Genomic DNA, 17,788 nt, shown 5'->3' on the forward strand with positions numbered 1-17,788 from the left:
TTAAGATTTATAGCATACTAAAAACTAAAGCAAATATGTACCTTTATAAGCATGTTTGCTTTAGTTGATTGTAATAATTTTTATACTTCTTGTGAACGCGTATTTAATCCTAATTTACGTGAAAAACCTGTTGCTATTTTAAGTAATAATGATGGTTGTGTTATTTCCATGAGCGATGAAGCTAAGGATTTACAACTTCCCTTTGGAGCACCAATTTTTAAATGGGAAGAGTTTTGTAAAGTTAATGGTATAGAAGTATTGTCGTCAAACTACCCTTTGTATGGAGATATGAGCAGTCGGGTAATGTCAATTTTACACCAATTTACTCCAGATGTGGAGGTGTATAGTATTGATGAAGCTTTTTTAGAATTTATAGGATTTGATGAATATAATTTTGATGATTATGGAAATCAAATAAGACAGCGCATTTTAAAATGGACAGGTATTCCAACATGTGTAGGGATTGCACCAACAAAAGCATTAAGTAAAGTTGCTAACAAAATAGCAAGAAAGTTCCCTAAAGAGACTAAAGGGGTTTATGTTATAGATTCTGAAGAGAAGCGAATTAAAGCCTTAAAATGGATTAAATTAAAAGACGTTTGGGGAATAGGAAGAGGGCTTCAAAAACGATTAGCTTTAAAAAACTGCAAAACCGCATTTGATTTTATACAATTATCTGATGAGTGGATTCGCAAGAATTTCTCAATAACCGAATGGAAACTAAAAAAAGATTTAGAGGGTATTTCAACTTTAAAGTTAGATGAACTTCAAACGAAAAGAGCAATAGCAACGACGCGAAGTTTTGAATATACGTTTTCTGATATTGACAATATAAAAGAGCGTATTTCAACCTTTGCGACGAGTTGTGCAGAAAAGTTACGAAAACAAGAATCTAGTTGTTATATGATTATCGTTTTATTAAGTAGCGATAGACATAAAAAGCAATTAGAACAGCATCGGGTTAGTGAGGTAGTGAAATTAACATATCCTACAGACTCAACATTAACCATTTGTAAACATGCGGTAGAAGCTGTTTCGTCAATTTTTAAAAAAGGCATAAAATATAAACGTGCAGGTGTTATTGTAACAGGATTAGTTCCTACGTATAATCATCAGCTAAATATGTTTGAATATGAAAACCCTAAACATAAACCTTTAATGATAGCTATTGACGGTATTAATAAAAAGTATAAAGATTATAAAATAAAACTCGGTAATCAGGATTTGGAGCGTACCTGGAAAATGCGTCAAGAACGTTTATCACCAAGGTATACTACAGATATAAAAGAGATTATAACAATAAAGTGATTGTCATTCCTGCGAAGGCAGGAATCCAATAAATAGTAAATAAGTTAAATAAATAGATATCTGCCTTCGCAGGAATAACAAAATAAACTAGCAGATTAATGTATAAAACAAAAAACATGGTCTTTTTTACACCTCAAAAAACAAATAGCTTAGGCGCAATACTTGTAGATACAGGAATATCAGCTGGATTTCCTTCTCCTGCAGAAGATTTTAAGCAACAACGATTATCGTTAGATGAAGAACTTATTAAGAATAAAGAAGCTACTTTTTTTGCACGTGTAAGTGGACAATCAATGATAAATGCAGGGTTAAATGATAATGATTTATTAGTCATTGATAGGAGCTTAGAACCAGAGCATAATAAAATTGCTGTATGCTTTTTGGATGGAGAATTTACAGTAAAGCGATTAAAGGTTAGTAAAGATGAAGTTTGGTTGCAGCCGGAAAACCCAAATTATCCTATTATAAAGATTACACCAGAAAATAATTTCATTATCTGGGGAATAGTAACTAATGTGATAAAGAAGGTGTAATATTTTGAAGCTAGAAGTTCAATATAAGAGAGCTGAAACAGAAGAAGAATTACATCAAATTCTAGAACTTCAACGCAATAATATATTATCAAAAATTTCAGACAACGAGAAGCAACGTGAAGGATTTGTAACAGTACACCATACTTTTGAAGTTTTAAAAGCAATGAATGATAAATGTCCTCATATTCTTGCAAAGAAAGCTAATAAAGTAATAGGATATGCATTATGTATGCTTGAAGAGTTCAAAAATGATATTGAAGTATTACAGCCCATGTTTCAGCAGATAGATAGTTGTCTGAAAAATAACAAATCATATATAGTTATGGGACAAATTTGCATTGATAAGGCTTTTCGAAAACAAGGCATTTTTAAAGGGTTATATAACTATATGAAACGCGAATTACAAACTAATTTCGATTTAATTGTTACTGAAGTTGATGAGGAGAATACAAGGTCTTTAAATGCCCACTATGCTGTTGGGTTTAAACTTTTGCATACATACAAATCTAATCAGCAAGACTGGGCTTTAATATATTGGAACTATAGCTAAAAAAGTTATTTAGTTTAGATAGTAATATCGCTATTAATTATATGTTTAGTATTGTCGCTAAATATTTCTTTAGGCCATGGCATTAAATTATAAGTGCTAGCCTAGTCAAATCGTTTTACGATGTGCAATTATAGAAGTTATATCATTTTCCAGATACCTATTAAATCATTTTTAGGATTAGCCTCTTTATTAACTTATGTTTGGGTGCAACTAAAGAGGCAAAAAGACTAAAAAAGGCTAGTAGAAATCTCATTCAAATAATATGTTTAAAAATGATATCTTACAAAAGCTTCCATTGCAGCATAATTTGCTAAACCTAAAGCATTATATTTATTGGCAGTTTTCCTGTTGCGTTCCTCAGCTCTCATCCAAAATTCTCTGGAATCGTCTCCTTGAAACATTACTCCATCTTTTTGAGATTGATGATAGAATATAGCATGACGTTTTTTAAGTACTTGATCGGGACTCATAGGAACAGCCATTTCTATTTCATAAGATTCCCATTCGTGCCATGCACCACGATATAACCAAACCCAACAATCATTCATAAAGGGTCTAGGTTTTAGAACATCTAGAGCAGCAAATAATGCATCAAGGCAAACTTTGTGAGTTCCATGAGGATCTGCAAGATCCCCAGCCGCATAAATTTGATGTGGTTTAACATGCTCAATTAAGCTACACATTATATCGATATCATCTTGTGATAAATTATTCTTTTTTATAGTTCCTGTTTCATAGAAAGGTAAGTCTAAAAAGTGCACATTTTTATCTTCAAGGCCTAAGTATCTCGTTGCTGCTAAAGATTCGCTTCTACGAATTAATCCTTTTAGTTTTCTAGTTTCATCACAGTCTACATTATTTTTGGTTTTCTCTTTTAAGAACTTAATAATTTTTTTGGATTTATCAGTTTCAGAACTAAATGCGTTAGTTATTTCAGCAAATTTCAAAGCTTCTTCGTCTGATACTGCAATATTACCAGAAGTTTGGTAAGCAATGTGTACTTCATGGCCTTGTTCTACGAGCCGATCAAAAGTTCCTCCCATTGAGATAACATCATCGTCTGGATGAGGACTAAAAATAATAATACGTTTTTTAGCAGGAGTACCTCTTTCGGGTCTTTTAGAATCATCTGCATTTGGTTTTCCTCCAGGCCACCCTGTAATAGTATGTTGGAGCTTATTAAACATTTTTATATTTAAATCATAGGCAGTCCCTTCTTTGGTAAGAAGGTCTGACATTCCATTATCATTATAGTCTTTATCAGTAAGCCTTAAAATGGCTTTATTTGTAAGCTCGCTTAGCCAAACAACTGCTTTCAACTTTAGCTTTTCTGTCCAAATACAGGAAGTAACTAGCCAAGGAGTTTTTACTCTTGTTAAATCTGATGATGCTCCAGTGTCTAAAATAAATGTAGTATTGTTGTGTTCTTGTAAATAAGTAGCTGGAACATTTGAAGTAATCATTCCTTCTATAGTTTTTTTAACAATTTCAGCCTTATTAACTCCCCAAGCCAAAAGCACAATACGTTTTGCTTTTCTAACAGTGCCTATTCCCATAGTAATTGCCTTTTTTGGGACATTATCTATCCCTAAAAAAGCAGGAGCTGCATCAACTCTTGTGATATGATCTAAAGTAATGTTTCTTGTACCAGAGTTAAAATGGGATCCAGGTTCATTAAACCCAATATGGCCTGTTCGTCCAATTCCTAAGAGCTGAAAATCTAACCCTCCAACAGCATCAATTTTTAATTCATAATCTATACAATATTGATAAAGGTTTTCGCTATTTACATCACCATCTGGGATATTAATATTTTCTGGTAGAATGTCTATATGATTAAACAAATGCTCATACATGAAGTACCAATAACTCTGAATGTTATGTTTATCCATAGGATAATATTCATCCAAGTTAAAAGTGATAGCATTAGAGAAGCTTAAGCCTTCTTCATTATGCATTCTTACTAATTCCTCATAAACTTTTATTGGGGAAGAACCTGTTGCCAACCCTAAAACACAAGGTTTGTTTTTGGAAGCTTTTTCTTTAATTAATGTAGCTATTTCTTGTGCTACTAAGATTGATGCTTCTTGCGAAGATTCGAAAATGACATTGTGAATCTTTTCAAAACGTGTGTCTTCAAACTTCCCCGCTTCGTTATATACGATATTTTTATAATTAAAAATAGTCACTTTTTTGTCATTAAGAAGGAATTACAAAAATAAAAAAGAATTTAAGAAAACTGTCTTTAAACTTAAACCTTTTGATTTGTTTCGAATTAGTTATTTACTACTAATAATTTTAGTATTTTACCTTAAATTTAAATTTATAACAATGATTGAATTATCTACAATCGACATTATTCTCATAATTACTTTTTTTGCAATTACTCTTTTTATAGGCATTTATGTGTCAAAACAATCAGGAAAAAGTTCTGCTGAATACTTTTTATCAGGAAGAAGTATGCCTTGGTGGTTACTAGGAGTATCTATGGTAGCAACTACCTTTTCTACAGACACCCCAAATTTAGTTACTGATATTGTAAGAACAAATGGTGTTTCAGGTAATTGGGTATGGTGGGCATTTTTAATCACAGGGCTTCTTACTGTTTTTGTCTATGCAAAGCTCTGGCGAAAATCTAAAATAAATACCGATATTGAGTTTTATGAATTGCGCTATGGAGGTGCTCCTGCAAGATTCTTGCGAAGTTTTAGAGCAATTTATTTAGGAATTATTTTTAATATTCTTGCGATGGCTGGGGTTACGCTAGCGGCAATTAAAATTGGAAGCATCATGCTTGGACTAGAGCCGTTAGAAACGGTTCTATACGCAGGTGTTATTACAGTTGTTTTTAGTGCCTTAGGAGGGTTTAAAGGAGTCGTTTATACAGATTTTATTCTTTTTTTCACTGCAATGGCAGGAGCCATAGGAGCAGCATATTATTTAGTTGGGTTGCCAGAAATAGGTGGTTTAGAAAGTTTGCTTCAGCATGAAAATGTAGCAGACAAATTAAATATTTTACCAGACTTTAGTAATACTGAAGCCTTAATAACCTTACTCATAATTCCGCTGGCAGTACAGTGGTGGAGTTCGTGGTATCCAGGAGCAGAGCCTGGTGGTGGAGGTTATATTGCACAACGAATGTTGGCGGCTAAAGATGAAAATCATGCTATTGGTGCTACTTTTTTCTTTAATATTATGCACTATGCTTTACGTCCTTGGCCATGGATTATTGTGGCATTGGCCTCCCTTATTATTTTTCCAGACTTAGCAAGCATACAAGAAGCGTTTCCTAATGTGGCAGAAGATAAATTAGGGCATGATTTAGCTTATTCTGCGATGCTTACTAAACTCCCTAGTGGTTTATTAGGATTGGTTTTAGCATCCTTGGTTGCAGCTTATATGAGTACTATTTCTACGCATTTAAATTGGGGAAGTTCATATATAGTAAATGACTTTTACAAACAACAAATAAATAAAAACGCATCAGAAAAACAATTAGTTGCGGTTGGTAGAATTTCTACGGTATTGTTAATGGTTTTTAGTGCCTTATTTGCACTTGTTTTACAAAATGCACTTCAGTTGTTTGATATTATTTTAATGTTTGGAGCAGGAACAGGACTCATTTTTATTTTGCGTTGGTTTTGGTGGCGCATTAATGCTTGGAGTGAAATTTCAGCAATGTTTGTTTCAGGAATAGTATCCGTGTTAATTACATTTACTTCTTTAGGGGAAACATTGTTTGGGAACGATGCACTTATGCCTTCTTGGGCAAAATTTCCGTTTATAGTATTAATAACTTCTATAGTCTGGATAGCTGTAACTTATTTAACACAACCAGAAAGAAAAGAAGTCTTACAACAGTTTTATAAAAAAATTCAACCAGGTGGACCTGGATGGAATAAAGTCGTTAATGAAGCACGTGCAGAAAACATCGAAATAATAGATTCTAATGAAGGATGGAGTGTACCATCAGGAATAATCGCCATGTTAGTAGGTTGTGTGTTAATTTACAGTGTTATGTTTGCGACAGGACATTATATTTATGGCGAATATACGAGCGCATTGACACTATCAGGCTTGGCTTTGATTTCGGGATTTATTTTAATAAAACTTTGGAAAAAAATAAAGACTAACATCTTATAAGATGATTTCTAGCAATAGAGTTGAGTCTGTAGATCTATTACGAGGGTTGACAATTGTTGCAATGATATTGGTGAATAATCCAGGAACTTGGAGTCATGTTTATGCACCATTATTGCATGCCGAATGGCATGGATTAACACCAACCGATTTAATCTTCCCGTTCTTTTTATTTATTGTTGGCATTTCAATTCATTTGGCTTATAGAAATAAACCAAAGAATAAGTCTACTTATAAAAAGATAATTATAAGGAGCTTGAAGTTATTCGGTTTAGGTTTTTTCCTTGCATGGTTTTTACCATATTTTCCTTTTTTTAGAGATTTAGAAATAGTTAGAATTCCTGGTGTTTTACAACGTATAGGGTTAGTGTTTTTAGTTTCAGCAATTCTTTATTTAAATTTTAATTGGAAAGTTTTACTCGGAATTGGATTAGCAATTTTAATTAGCTATTGGATATTCTTAGGGTTTATTCCATTACCAGACGGAACATTGCCAACGTTTGATAGAGCCTCAAATAATTGGGCAATGTACATAGATTCAAATATACTTAGGGAACATATGTGGAAAGACGATTATGATCCAGAAGGATTAATAAGCACATTACCTGCTATTGTATCTTGTATTTCAGGGGTTTTAATAGCAAGGATATTAATAGGTAATTATGCGAGTAAAGTTTTGAAACTTATCATTATTTCTTTAATTTTTTTAGTAGTTGGTTATACTTGGAGTATTTGGTTTCCGTTAAACAAAGCTATTTGGAGTAGTAGTTTTGTATTAGTAACTAGTGGGTGGGCAACTTTAATTTTGGCAATAATTTACTATTTGCAAGACATAAAGCATATTAAGTTTGGAGCTATTTTCAAGCAAGTTGGGATGAACGCTATAACCATTTTTTTCTTATCTGGGTTTGTTGCTAAGGCATTTTATTTAACAAAAATTGGAGAAAATAAAAGAATACATTCATGGCTATACGACACCTTTTTCACGTATGATTTTTTTAGTGATAAATTTTCTTCTTTTCTGTATGCTTTAGTAGTAATTGGGTTTTATTTATTGCTAGCAAACGTATTATATAGAAAGAAAATATTTATTAAAGTATAGGTAAAGAAAAAGGCGAAACTAATAGTTTCGCCTTTTATATTTTGAGCTAATTAAATTTAGTCAGCTAAGACAATAATTTTATTATCATTCATTTCAATAGTACCAGAATTTATGGCTAACCACACACCTTTATCCGATTTTGTGAATTTATCCTCTACGTCTTCATCAAGTTGAATATTACCATGAACTTTTACATATCCTTCCTTTAATAAAGAAACAATTGGTGCGTGATCTTTTAGCATCTCAAACTCACCATTCACTCCTGGAACAGCAACCGATTCTACTTCTCCACTATATAAAGTGGCCTCTGGTGTAACAATTTCTAAATGCATTCTTTAATTATATTAAATTACGCTTCAGCAAGCATTTTATCTCCAGCTTCAATAGCTTCTTCAATAGTTCCTTTAAGGTTAAACGCAGCTTCAGGTAAGTGATCTAATTCACCATCCATAATCATGTTAAACCCTTTAATAGTTTCTTTAATATCAACCAAAACACCTGGGATACCTGTAAACTGCTCTGCTACGTGGAAAGGTTGAGACAAGAAACGTTGTACACGTCTAGCTCTACCTACAGCCATTTTATCTTCTTCAGATAATTCTTCCATACCTAGAATAGCAATAATATCTTGTAATTCTTTATAACGTTGTAATAACTCTTTTACTCTTTGTGCACAATCGTAATGTTCAGCTCCTAAAATATCAGCAGTTAAAATTCTTGATGTAGAATCTAATGGATCTACTGCAGGATAAATACCTAACTCAGCAATTTTACGAGATAATACTGTTGTTGCATCTAAGTGAGCAAAAGTTGTAGCAGGCGCAGGATCTGTTAAATCATCTGCAGGCACGTAAACCGCTTGCACAGATGTAATAGAACCTCTTTTTGTTGAAGTAATACGCTCTTGCATAGCACCCATTTCAGTTGCTAATGTTGGTTGGTAACCCACCGCAGAAGGCATACGACCAAGTAATGCAGACACCTCAGAACCAGCTTGTGTAAAACGGAAAATGTTATCTACGAAGAAAAGCACATCTTTTCCTTGTCCTTCACCAGCACCATCACGGAAATATTCAGCAATAGTTAAACCAGATAAGGCAACACGTGCACGTGCTCCAGGAGGCTCATTCATTTGTCCGAATACAAATGTTGCTTTAGATTCTTTCATTTTAGATTTATCTACTTTAGATAAATCCCATCCCCCTTCTTCCATAGAGTGCATAAAATCATCACCATAACGGATAATTCCAGATTCTAACATTTCTCTTAAAAGGTCATTTCCTTCACGAGTTCTTTCACCTACACCGGCAAATACTGATAAACCACCATGACCTTTTGCAATATTGTTAATCAACTCCTGAATTAATACTGTTTTACCTACACCAGCACCACCAAATAAACCAATTTTACCACCTTTTGCATAAGGCTCAATTAAATCGATTACTTTAATACCGGTAAATAAAACTTCAGTAGATGTTGATAAATCTTCAAATTTAGGCGCTTGACGGTGAATTGGTAAGCCAGCATCTCCAGCTTTAGGTAAATTTCCAAGACCATCAATAGCATCTCCAATGACATTAAAAAGACGACCATAAACATCGTCACCAATTGGCATTTGTATTGGAGCACCAGTTGCAGTAACTTCTGTACCTCTACTTAAGCCATCAGAAGAGTCCATGGCGATAGTACGTACAGTATCCTCACCAATGTGAGATTGTACTTCTAGTACTAAAATAGAACCATCAGGTCTGTTAATTTCTAACGAATCATAAATCTTTGGAAGTTCAGCACCAGCACCGAATTCAACATCGATAACTGGACCTACTATTTGTGCAACTTTACCTGTAACTTTTGACATTACTTATGTGTTTATTGTTTTTGCTTAAATTTTAATTGAAAAACAGCTCGTTTTTCGCGCTGCAAATATATGAGTTTTAATTAAAAAACCATATATAATTATTGTCAAAAAGCATAAGTTTTTTTAAGTTGAGAATAGAGTGCTATTTTCTTCAAAAGAAAAACAAAAAACCCAGAACAAAATTCTGGGTTTTAAAGATTTATAAATATAGTTTTTTATTATAATCCAGGAGAATACATAACACCATAATCATTAGCTTTTGCCACATTTCCTGAGGCAACAAAGTTTGAACCGTATGTAGCGTCAATAGCTTCTAAAAACTTATTAGCCATAAATGCATAACCTCTTGCTGTAAGGTGAATACCATCTAAGCTAACTGTTCCACCTGTAACTAAATCGGCTGTTACAATATAATCATCAAAAGGGATTCCTGTTGTAGCTGCTTGATTTAAAATAGTTTGTAAATCTACAAGAGCTACACCATTAGCAGAAGCAACGGATGATATTGTTGCATTATAAGCATCAGTAGCTGTTTGAATAGCTGTTTGTTCTTCAGGAGTTAACACCCATTTATCCTCTAAAGGAATTTGAGTTCCGTAACCTTGAGGAATTAGTGAGGATAATGATAATATAAAGAGATCATCTGCTGTTGCTTGTCTATATTGTGGTATTCCAGAAAAAGCAGGATTAATAGCTCCTAAATTTGTTAAATCTTCATCAATAACAACCATAGCATTTTGCCCTTCAACAAAATTAATAGTTCTCCTATCTAATTCTTCTTGAGTAAATAAACCCGTCCCTGTTAACGCAGCAAACGCTTGTTGAAGTCCACCATTATAAGTGGCATATCCAGCATTTAAAGCACCAGCAGTGGCCGCATCTAGTGGCACAGGGTTATATGGTATTGTGGTAAAATGAGGTAAATCAGTAATATTCGGCACATTTGCTACAACACCTTTGGCTCCACCAGATGTAAGTGTTGTCACCATTCCATTAAATGCTTGTGCAAATACATTTGGATCTGTAATATCATTTCTTCCATAAGTAGCAGGGTTTAAATTTCCAGTTTGGTCAACCCCAGTTCCACCAGAGGTTGCATACCCTAAAACATCGTTACCTCCAACTTCAGATAATGAGAAAAAAGTAGGCGCTTGCACGATGACATCTCCTAATACAGTTGCAGTTGGACTTGAGGCCATACGGACATAATATGGATTTGCTTGTCCTGAAAGAACTCCAGCTACATTTCCATATCCAGGTGCTAATAAATGAAAACTCTTGGCTCCAGGGACTCCCATATTATTAAATGGTCCAGTTGGATTGTTTGTTATATCAGTAGCAACAATGATAGGTCCAATTATAGACTCCAGTGGTACAGGTCCAGCGCCTCCAAAAACAAGTCGAGGATCAGCTATTCTTGTTCCTCCTAATGCTAAACCACCAAAATTACCAGTCATCATTGGTTGTGTAAACGAACCACCACCAGCTTTAGCAAACTGCTCAGCCATTATATTTGGAAATGAATTTTGTTGTGAAGCGTTAAATAAAGCACCATCAGCATAACCTGCTGTAAACGATGCTCCTACTGATACAAATTTAGAAAAATCAGCACTTCCAGCAGTTAGAGGAGGGAGTACTACTTCTGGCTCAACTGGGTCAATGAAATCTTCTGGATCGTTACATGCTACAAAACCTAAACAGATTAATAGCAGCCATATATATTTAGTATTCATAATATTTGTTTTCATTTTATAAGTTGTTAATTGTCCATGAGATATAGTATTGAGAACCGATGAATCCAGAGCCAAAGGCTGTGAAATATTCGTCTCCTAATAAATTTGTAGCACCAACTTTAAAAGTTGATTTTAAACTAGGAACTTTTAAATTAATTTGTGCGTCAAGTACATGAAATTCTGGGACAACACCATCACCAAAAGTAGCTTCCCAGTAATAATCGTCACTAAATCTGTAGGCTAGATTAAAACCAAAGTTTTTAAATAAGTTAGTATTCCCAAAAGAAGCCTTAAACTTATGTTCAGGAGTGTTGAAATTTGTTACAAAATCTGGATACTTTCCTTGGTCAAAATCTAATTTTGCAAAAGTATAACTTCCACTTAAATCAAAATCACCAAAAACTTTAGTAGATATTCCAATTGAAGCGCCATATGAATTAACTTTTGCATTTGCATTAGTATAGGCACTATACCCTTGGAAATCTCCATTTGCTATTGCTAAAATAGATAAAGAACCATCTCCAGCTGTACCATACAATGGAGATGCTACGCCTTCTTGAGAAATAAAATCTTTATAACTATTATAGTAAACGCTGAAATCTACAATTAATCTATTTATTTTACCTCTGTATCCTACTTCGTAGGATGTAACTTGTTCAGGTTTTATTAAATCTGGGTTTGCAACTTCTAAAACAGCAGGATTTCCAGTAGCTCCAAAGGCTTTTAATGAACTGCCTGTATACGAATTAGTATAAGGTGCAGCGCCAGTTTGAGTAATAGTAGCTGGTTGCCCTAATAACTGACCTGATGCACTTACTGGTAAATCTCTTGACCATCTTGCCAAGTTATCAGGTGAAGAGCCAACTAAGAATCCTTGTCCAGAATCTAATCCAATAAATAAATCTTGAGTTGTTGGATTTCTAAATCCGGTTTGAGCTGAAGCTCTAATATTATGATTTTCATTTACAGTCAAGCCTGCCGAAATACGTGGAGAAACAAAACCATCAAAAAACTCAGACTTGTCATATCGAACAGATCCCGTTAATTTTAAGCTTAAATCATCATTAAAATCAAATTCTTTTTGAATTTGAGTATAAACTCCATATTCAGAATAATCTATTGGTCCATCTAAATCTGTATAAATAGTACCTCCAGAATTTAGACTATATTGTCTATAAGAACCACCAACTTGGATGTCTGCAAAATCAATTAGATGGCTAAAATTGTAATTACCATCTGCATGATAATATTTAGAAGCGTCTTGGAATTTAGATCCTGTTTTTAAATCAGGATCATTTACACTTCTATTAAAAGCAGCTTTAAACTCTGGTGTCCCAGGTTCATATCTTCCTTGTTCAGCTACTGATCTTGCAGCAGCATGTTTTTGTTCTTCGCTTAAACCTAGGGGGTTTCCGCTTAGTTCAATACCAGCATAAGCACCTATATACTCTTGAAACCATTGCGAGTGAGGTTTCCATGCATTAAGTATGTTGATTCCAGTAAACACCATATCATATGAATCTCCAGCATTGTCTGCAACAACATAACCTCTTAAGAAGAAATTGTCATTTTTTAATTCTAGTTTATGTTGTTCTTGAAAGAAATTTCTAATATTATATCTATTTAAACCTTGATAAATAGTTGTACCAGTTCCTACTTTACCAACATAGGAAATTTCGAAATCGGTTGCCCAAGGTCTATAATATAACCCCCAATCTGCTTTTACACTTTCTGCGTTAAAATCAGTTAAATCTCTTTCATTATAACCAGTTCTACTTACTACAACATCAGGAATGATTCCTAATCCAGAAGCCGATCTTATATTGGTTGCTACTTCATCACCATAAACATTTATACCATTATAGTTTATATTTGAAGCTCTTGTCCCTCCAGTAGAATTTTTGTCAACTTCACTAGTTGCACCCCAATCAGTTCCTTTTAAATATGCGAAATTCACTTTTCCAGCAAATTTATCACTAAACTTATAGGCGGCTCTTATACCAAAGTCTGTATATGTGTTATCACCATTTGCTTCTTGAGAAGTCATTCCTTGTTTGTAATAACCACTAATACCAGAATGGTCAAATGGGTTTTTACTAGTCATAAATAAAATTCCGTTAAAAGCATTTGCACCATATAATGCTGATGATGCTCCAGGGAGTAATTCTACGCTTTGAACATCAGTTTCTATCATACCCACTAAATTTCCAATTGGAAAGTTAAGAGCTGGTGTTGAATTGTCCATACCATCTACCAATTGCATAAAACGGTTGTTTGCAAATGTTGCAAATCCACGAGTATTAATTGACTTAAATGTTAAACTGTTAGTATTTACATCTACCCCTTTTAAATTTTCAAGCCCATCATAAAAGTCAGCTGATGCCGTATTTTTAATTTCTTTTAAACCAAAACGCTCAACGGTTACAGGAGACTCAAAGATTCGTTCAGGAGTTCTTGATGCTGATATTACAATTTCATCTAATTCACTACCTTCTTTTAAAGCAAAGTCAATTACTTGGTTATTTGTTGTTGCCTCTTTTGTTAGTGTTTCAAAACCAACGCTACTTACTTGAATTGTAAATGGAGGTGTTTGACTTGTATTTAAGGTATAATTACCATCAAAATCTGTCATAGTCCCAGTAGAAGTGCCAACAATAATAATGTTGGCTCCAGGGAGCGGCTGTCCACTATCGTCGGTAACTTTACCTTTTATAGTAGTTTGCGCATAGGATGATACGCAAAAGAATAATAGAAAAATTTTTAGAATAGTTCTCATATTGGGTATTAATTTAATTTTATAATTAAAATTCACTTTTACTATTGGTGCAATATAAAAAAACAAAACAACTATGCACGCATAGTAAATAGATTGTACAATATAAGACTTTTTGAATAGTGATTATCTTAAAATTTAAATTTGGATTAATTTTAAATAAGAAATCTTATTCTACAGTAACAGATTTTGCTAAATTACGAGGTTGATCTACATTTTTTTCTAACAATACTGCAATATAATAGGATAGTAGTTGTAATGGGATTGTTGTTAAAAGCGGAGTAAGAGACTCTATTGTTTCTGGAACTTCAATAACATGATCTGCTAATTTCCGAACACTTGTATCTCCTTTAGTAACAATACCAATAATTTTTCCTTTTCTAGCTTTAATCTCTTCAATGTTACTTACGACTTTTTCATAATGCCCTTTTTTTGTAGCTATAACTACAATTGGCATATTTTCATCAATAAGAGCAATGGGACCATGCTTCATTTCAGCAGCTGGATAACCTTCTGCATGAATATATGAGATTTCTTTAAGCTTTAATGCACCTTCCAGTGCTACTGGGAAATTATAGCCACGACCTAAGTATAAAAAGTTCTTGGCATCTTTATAAATTTCAGCAATAGTTTTTACATAAGCATCAGATTCTAAAGCTTGTTTAACTTTATCAGGAATCATTTCCAACTCTACTAAATGACGTCTAAAATCTGAACTTGACATAGTGCCTTTTGCTCTAGCTAATCGTAAAGCTATTAAGGTTAAAACAGTAATTTGAGTTGTAAAAGCTTTTGTAGATGCTACACCAATTTCTGGTCCAGCATGTGTATATGCACCTGCATTTGTCTCTCTTGCAATGGAAGATCCTACGACGTTACAAACACCAAACACAAATGCACCATGAGACTTTGCTAATTTAATTGCAGCTAAAGTATCTGCTGTTTCGCCAGATTGTGATATAGCAATAACTACATCATTTTTATCGATTACAGGGTTTCTATATCTAAACTCAGAGGCATACTCAACTTCAACAGGAATTCTCGCTAAATCTTCGAATATGTATTCGGCAACTAAACCTGCATGCCATGAGGTTCCACATGCAACTATAATAATGCGATTGGCGTTCAAAAACATTTTCATGTTATCTTCAACACCAGCCATTTTAATAATAGCTTCATTGCTTAATAAACGACCTCTATAGGTGTCTCTAATTGCGTGAGGTTGTTCAAAAATCTCTTTGAGCATGAAATGCTCATAACCACCTTTTTCAATTTGCTCAAGATTAAGTTGTAATTCCTGAACATAGGGGCTTACTAAAGAATCGTCTTTGATTTTACGAATTTTAACGTCTTTATGTCTTCTTACTACTGCCATTTCCTCATCTTCCAAATAAATGGCATTATTGGTATATTCTATGAAAGGTGTTGCGTCACTTGCAATAAAAAACTCATCATCACCAACACCAATTGCTAGTGGGCTTCCTAAACGAGCGACTACAATTTCATTGGGTTTTGTTTTATCAAAAACAGCAATAGCATAAGCTCCAACAACTTGATTTAAAGCTATTTGAACTGCTTTTCCTAATCTAACATTGTTGCTTTTTTTAATGTCTTCAATAAGGTTTACTAGAACTTCTGTATCTGTATCAGATTTAAAAGTGTAGCCTCTTTTTTGAAGTTCTTTTTTTAAGGCTTCGTAGTTCTCAATGATTCCGTTATGGATAATAACTAAATCTCCAGAATTTGAATAATGAGGGTGTGAGTTAACATCGTTAGGAACACCATGTGTTGCCCAACGTGTGTGACCAATTCCAAGACTTCCTTGTGTAGATATTTCGCTAGCTACTCGTTTCTCTAAATCGTCAACCTTACCTTTCGTTTTAGATAGCTTTATCTCATTACCATCAAACAAAGCAATTCCTGCACTATCATAACCTCTATATTCTAAACGTTTAAGCCCATTAAGAATAATAGGGTAAGCTTCTCTATGTCCAATATATCCAACAATACCACACATAACTTTTAGTTTTCAGGTTCAGTATAATATATAGTTAATTTAGCTTTTTTTGCTTCATTGGTTGTATTATTTCCAAAAAGGACAGTGCCTTTATGTGATAAAAGAGTTCCGTTAGGAATTGCTTTAACACCATCACTATTGTCTAGAAGCTCTTGCATATTAATTGAACCTACTCCAGAAATTACCGTTAAGCCTAATTTTACATTAGTTGAATCATTAACAAAAAGGTTCTTTATGTGCTCGGTTATTCGTATTTTGTATTTAATACCATCACCTTCTGGATCATCGTCTTCTCTTTTTAAAGGAGATAAATGGTCTATTTTAGCATTTACTGTTGTACCACTTGCAGATTGATCTATAAAATAGTCAATTAGTGCTGTATTATTATTTAAATCATAAAGAAAAACTCTGTCAGGTTCATTTCCTTGAACAGTACTTTGATCTACATAAAATTCTAAATAAGCTTCATTAACTAATCTCTTTGGTGTATCACCGTTTTTAAAATCACTTTTAAACTGATCGAATTCTGGAGAATTACCATTTTCATCACCATTGAATAAATTAATAACAGCCATGGATCCTTCACCACCTTTTAAATAGAGTTTTTCATCGCCTACAGCTTCATTACCAGGAGGAATTGCGATTAAATTGTTGTCCATTAGATTAATCAAATTCCTATAAAAGTTCATTGTATATTCACCTTTATTAGAGTCTAAATTATCATCAATTCCGTTATTATTTATGTCAGTTCCTCCTGTTTCATCAACATCATGCGCATCGTTAATGCCATCACTGTCAGTGTCAGTTCCATTATCATTTACATTGTCCCCATTACTGTCTACATCAGCATAATCAGGAATACCATCACCATCTTCATCAGTATTATCTTTATCGCTTGTATAATATATGGTAAGATTTGCGTCTGAAGAATTAAAATTAAGCATCGCCATTGATCCTGAACCACTTATGCCTTCAGCTTTAAAGTAAAGTCCTCTAAAATAGTTTAGAAAATTATTTCGATTACTTAATTCTGGGTCATCTTGTTTGTCAAACAACAATTGTTGCCAATATGTGTCAGTAGAGGCATCTTTTATATGAACTCTTATCGATGGTGCAACAAAAGTTGAATCTGCTTCTCCGTTTTCATTTAACCCTTTTAAAACAATTTGTTTTTCACTAGGTATAAAGTCTGCATCATAAATAAGCTGTCCTTCCAAATCTGCAGGATTTATTTGAACTGATTCTGAAAGCGCGCCATTTGAATAATATTTTTGAGATTGATTTAAGTCTGAATTTGGATCAAATTCTCTTAAAAAATAGTTGTTTTGGAAAATGGATAGCTTAATAGGAGTATCTATATAAACTGAGTCCAATGCATAGTCAGAACCACCATCCTCATTAGTTCCAGTTACTCTACTATAATAAGGGACTGTAAGTACCGCAGAATCTAAAACTACATTTTCGCCAAAATTTGGATTAAAGAGATTTGGTGAAAGTTGAGCAACAAAATTAGCTGAATAACTTCCAAATACAGGATCGTTATAATACCCAATTAAGTTTGAAGGAAGCCTGCTAGAATGAAATGCAGATATGTTTTTATTGTAAGTGACTATAGGGTAAGTTACAACATCTGCGTTAAAATGTGTTGTATTTTCGGAGTTTACCACATCTGATTCTAAATTAGCAAAATCTCTTTCACATGCAGCAAATACAGTAGCAATTATAGCCAAAAGAGCTAAGTTTTGTAATAAAATTTTATTCTTTTTCATGTATT

The 17,788-nt window shown here is 33.5% G+C and carries 12 protein-coding genes; 5 read left to right on the top strand and 7 right to left on the bottom strand.

The genetic code is table 11. From position 1 onward, the window contains the following. Positions 1–51 precede the first annotated feature (51 nt). The 3 genes from ABGB03_RS15095 (at position 52) to ABGB03_RS15105 (ending at position 2,391) form a co-directional block, all read left to right on the top strand. Positions 52–1,308, top strand: coding sequence for a Y-family DNA polymerase (locus tag ABGB03_RS15095; protein WP_347923525.1), 1,257 nt, complete (start codon positions 52–54; stop codon positions 1,306–1,308). Positions 1,309–1,406: 98 nt separating this feature from the next. Next, positions 1,407–1,841, top strand: a complete 435-nt coding sequence (gene umuD / locus ABGB03_RS15100; RefSeq protein ID WP_347923527.1) for a translesion error-prone DNA polymerase V autoproteolytic subunit — start codon at positions 1,407–1,409, stop codon at positions 1,839–1,841. Positions 1,842–1,845: 4 nt separating this feature from the next. Then, positions 1,846–2,391 carry a GNAT family N-acetyltransferase gene (locus ABGB03_RS15105; protein ID WP_347923529.1) on the top strand — a complete coding sequence of 182 codons (546 nt, stop codon included), beginning with the start codon at positions 1,846–1,848 and terminating at the stop codon, positions 2,389–2,391. A gap of 266 nt (positions 2,392–2,657) precedes the next feature. On the opposite strand, the gene nagB is transcribed toward ABGB03_RS15105, so the two are convergent. Next, positions 2,658–4,580 carry a glucosamine-6-phosphate deaminase gene (gene nagB / locus ABGB03_RS15110; RefSeq protein ID WP_347923531.1) on the bottom strand — a complete coding sequence of 641 codons (1,923 nt, stop codon included), beginning with the start codon at positions 4,578–4,580 and terminating at the stop codon, positions 2,658–2,660. A 142-nt stretch (positions 4,581–4,722) separates the two neighbouring features. On the opposite strand from nagB, the gene ABGB03_RS15115 reads away from it, so the two are divergent. After that, positions 4,723–6,534, top strand: coding sequence for a sodium:solute symporter family protein (locus ABGB03_RS15115; protein ID WP_347923533.1), 1,812 nt, complete (start codon positions 4,723–4,725; stop codon positions 6,532–6,534). A gap of 1 nt (position 6,535) precedes the next feature. Then, on the top strand, positions 6,536–7,633 hold the full coding sequence (locus ABGB03_RS15120; RefSeq protein ID WP_347923535.1) for a heparan-alpha-glucosaminide N-acetyltransferase domain-containing protein: 1,098 nt from the start codon (positions 6,536–6,538) through the stop codon (positions 7,631–7,633). Between the two features lie 56 nt (positions 7,634–7,689). Here ABGB03_RS15120 and ABGB03_RS15125 read toward each other — a convergent pair whose 3' ends face one another. From ABGB03_RS15125 to ABGB03_RS15150, 6 genes are all read right to left on the bottom strand, one after another. Further along, entirely contained in the window at positions 7,690–7,965 is a 276-nt protein-coding gene (locus tag ABGB03_RS15125; protein WP_347923537.1) for a hypothetical protein, read from the bottom strand. A gap of 17 nt (positions 7,966–7,982) precedes the next feature. Continuing rightward, entirely contained in the window at positions 7,983–9,491 is a 1,509-nt protein-coding gene (atpD, locus tag ABGB03_RS15130; RefSeq protein WP_347923539.1) for a F0F1 ATP synthase subunit beta, read from the bottom strand. A gap of 218 nt (positions 9,492–9,709) precedes the next feature. Beyond that, positions 9,710–11,239 (bottom strand): G-D-S-L family lipolytic protein, encoded by a 1,530-nt coding sequence (locus ABGB03_RS15135; protein WP_347923541.1) that lies wholly within the window; start codon positions 11,237–11,239, stop codon positions 9,710–9,712. A gap of 1 nt (position 11,240) precedes the next feature. Then, a complete protein-coding gene (locus ABGB03_RS15140; RefSeq protein ID WP_347923543.1) occupies positions 11,241–14,000 on the bottom strand; it encodes a TonB-dependent receptor in 2,760 nt (919 codons plus the stop codon). Between the two features lie 166 nt (positions 14,001–14,166). Beyond that, complete coding sequence (glmS, locus tag ABGB03_RS15145) at positions 14,167–16,014, bottom strand: glutamine--fructose-6-phosphate transaminase (isomerizing) (RefSeq protein ID WP_347923545.1); 1,848 nt, start codon at positions 16,012–16,014, stop codon at positions 14,167–14,169. Positions 16,015–16,019: 5 nt separating this feature from the next. After that, positions 16,020–17,783, bottom strand: coding sequence for a DUF4270 domain-containing protein (locus ABGB03_RS15150; RefSeq protein WP_347923546.1), 1,764 nt, complete (start codon positions 17,781–17,783; stop codon positions 16,020–16,022). Positions 17,784–17,788: the final 5 nt, after the last annotated feature.

The sequence above is a fragment of the Pontimicrobium sp. SW4 genome, assembly GCF_039954625.1.
Taxonomy (GTDB): Bacteria; Bacteroidota; Bacteroidia; order Flavobacteriales; family Flavobacteriaceae; genus Pontimicrobium.

Bases quoted from the DNA above. Each gene is read 5' to 3' on its own strand.
- ABGB03_RS15095 (WP_347923525.1), top strand. From the start codon at position 52: ATGTTTGCTTTAGTTGATTGTAATAATTTTTATACTTCTTGTGAACGC.
- umuD (WP_347923527.1), top strand. From the start codon at position 1,407: ATGTATAAAACAAAAAACATGGTCTTTTTTACACCTCAAAAAACAAAT.
- ABGB03_RS15115 (WP_347923533.1), top strand. From the start codon at position 4,723: ATGATTGAATTATCTACAATCGACATTATTCTCATAATTACTTTTTTT.
- ABGB03_RS15120 (WP_347923535.1), top strand. From the start codon at position 6,536: ATGATTTCTAGCAATAGAGTTGAGTCTGTAGATCTATTACGAGGGTTG.
- ABGB03_RS15125 (WP_347923537.1), bottom strand. From the start codon at position 7,965: ATGCATTTAGAAATTGTTACACCAGAGGCCACTTTATATAGTGGAGAA.
- atpD (WP_347923539.1), bottom strand. From the start codon at position 9,491: ATGTCAAAAGTTACAGGTAAAGTTGCACAAATAGTAGGTCCAGTTATC.
- ABGB03_RS15135 (WP_347923541.1), bottom strand. From the start codon at position 11,239: ATGAAAACAAATATTATGAATACTAAATATATATGGCTGCTATTAATC.
- ABGB03_RS15140 (WP_347923543.1), bottom strand. From the start codon at position 14,000: ATGAGAACTATTCTAAAAATTTTTCTATTATTCTTTTGCGTATCATCC.
- glmS (WP_347923545.1), bottom strand. From the start codon at position 16,014: ATGTGTGGTATTGTTGGATATATTGGACATAGAGAAGCTTACCCTATT.
- ABGB03_RS15150 (WP_347923546.1), bottom strand. From the start codon at position 17,783: ATGAAAAAGAATAAAATTTTATTACAAAACTTAGCTCTTTTGGCTATA.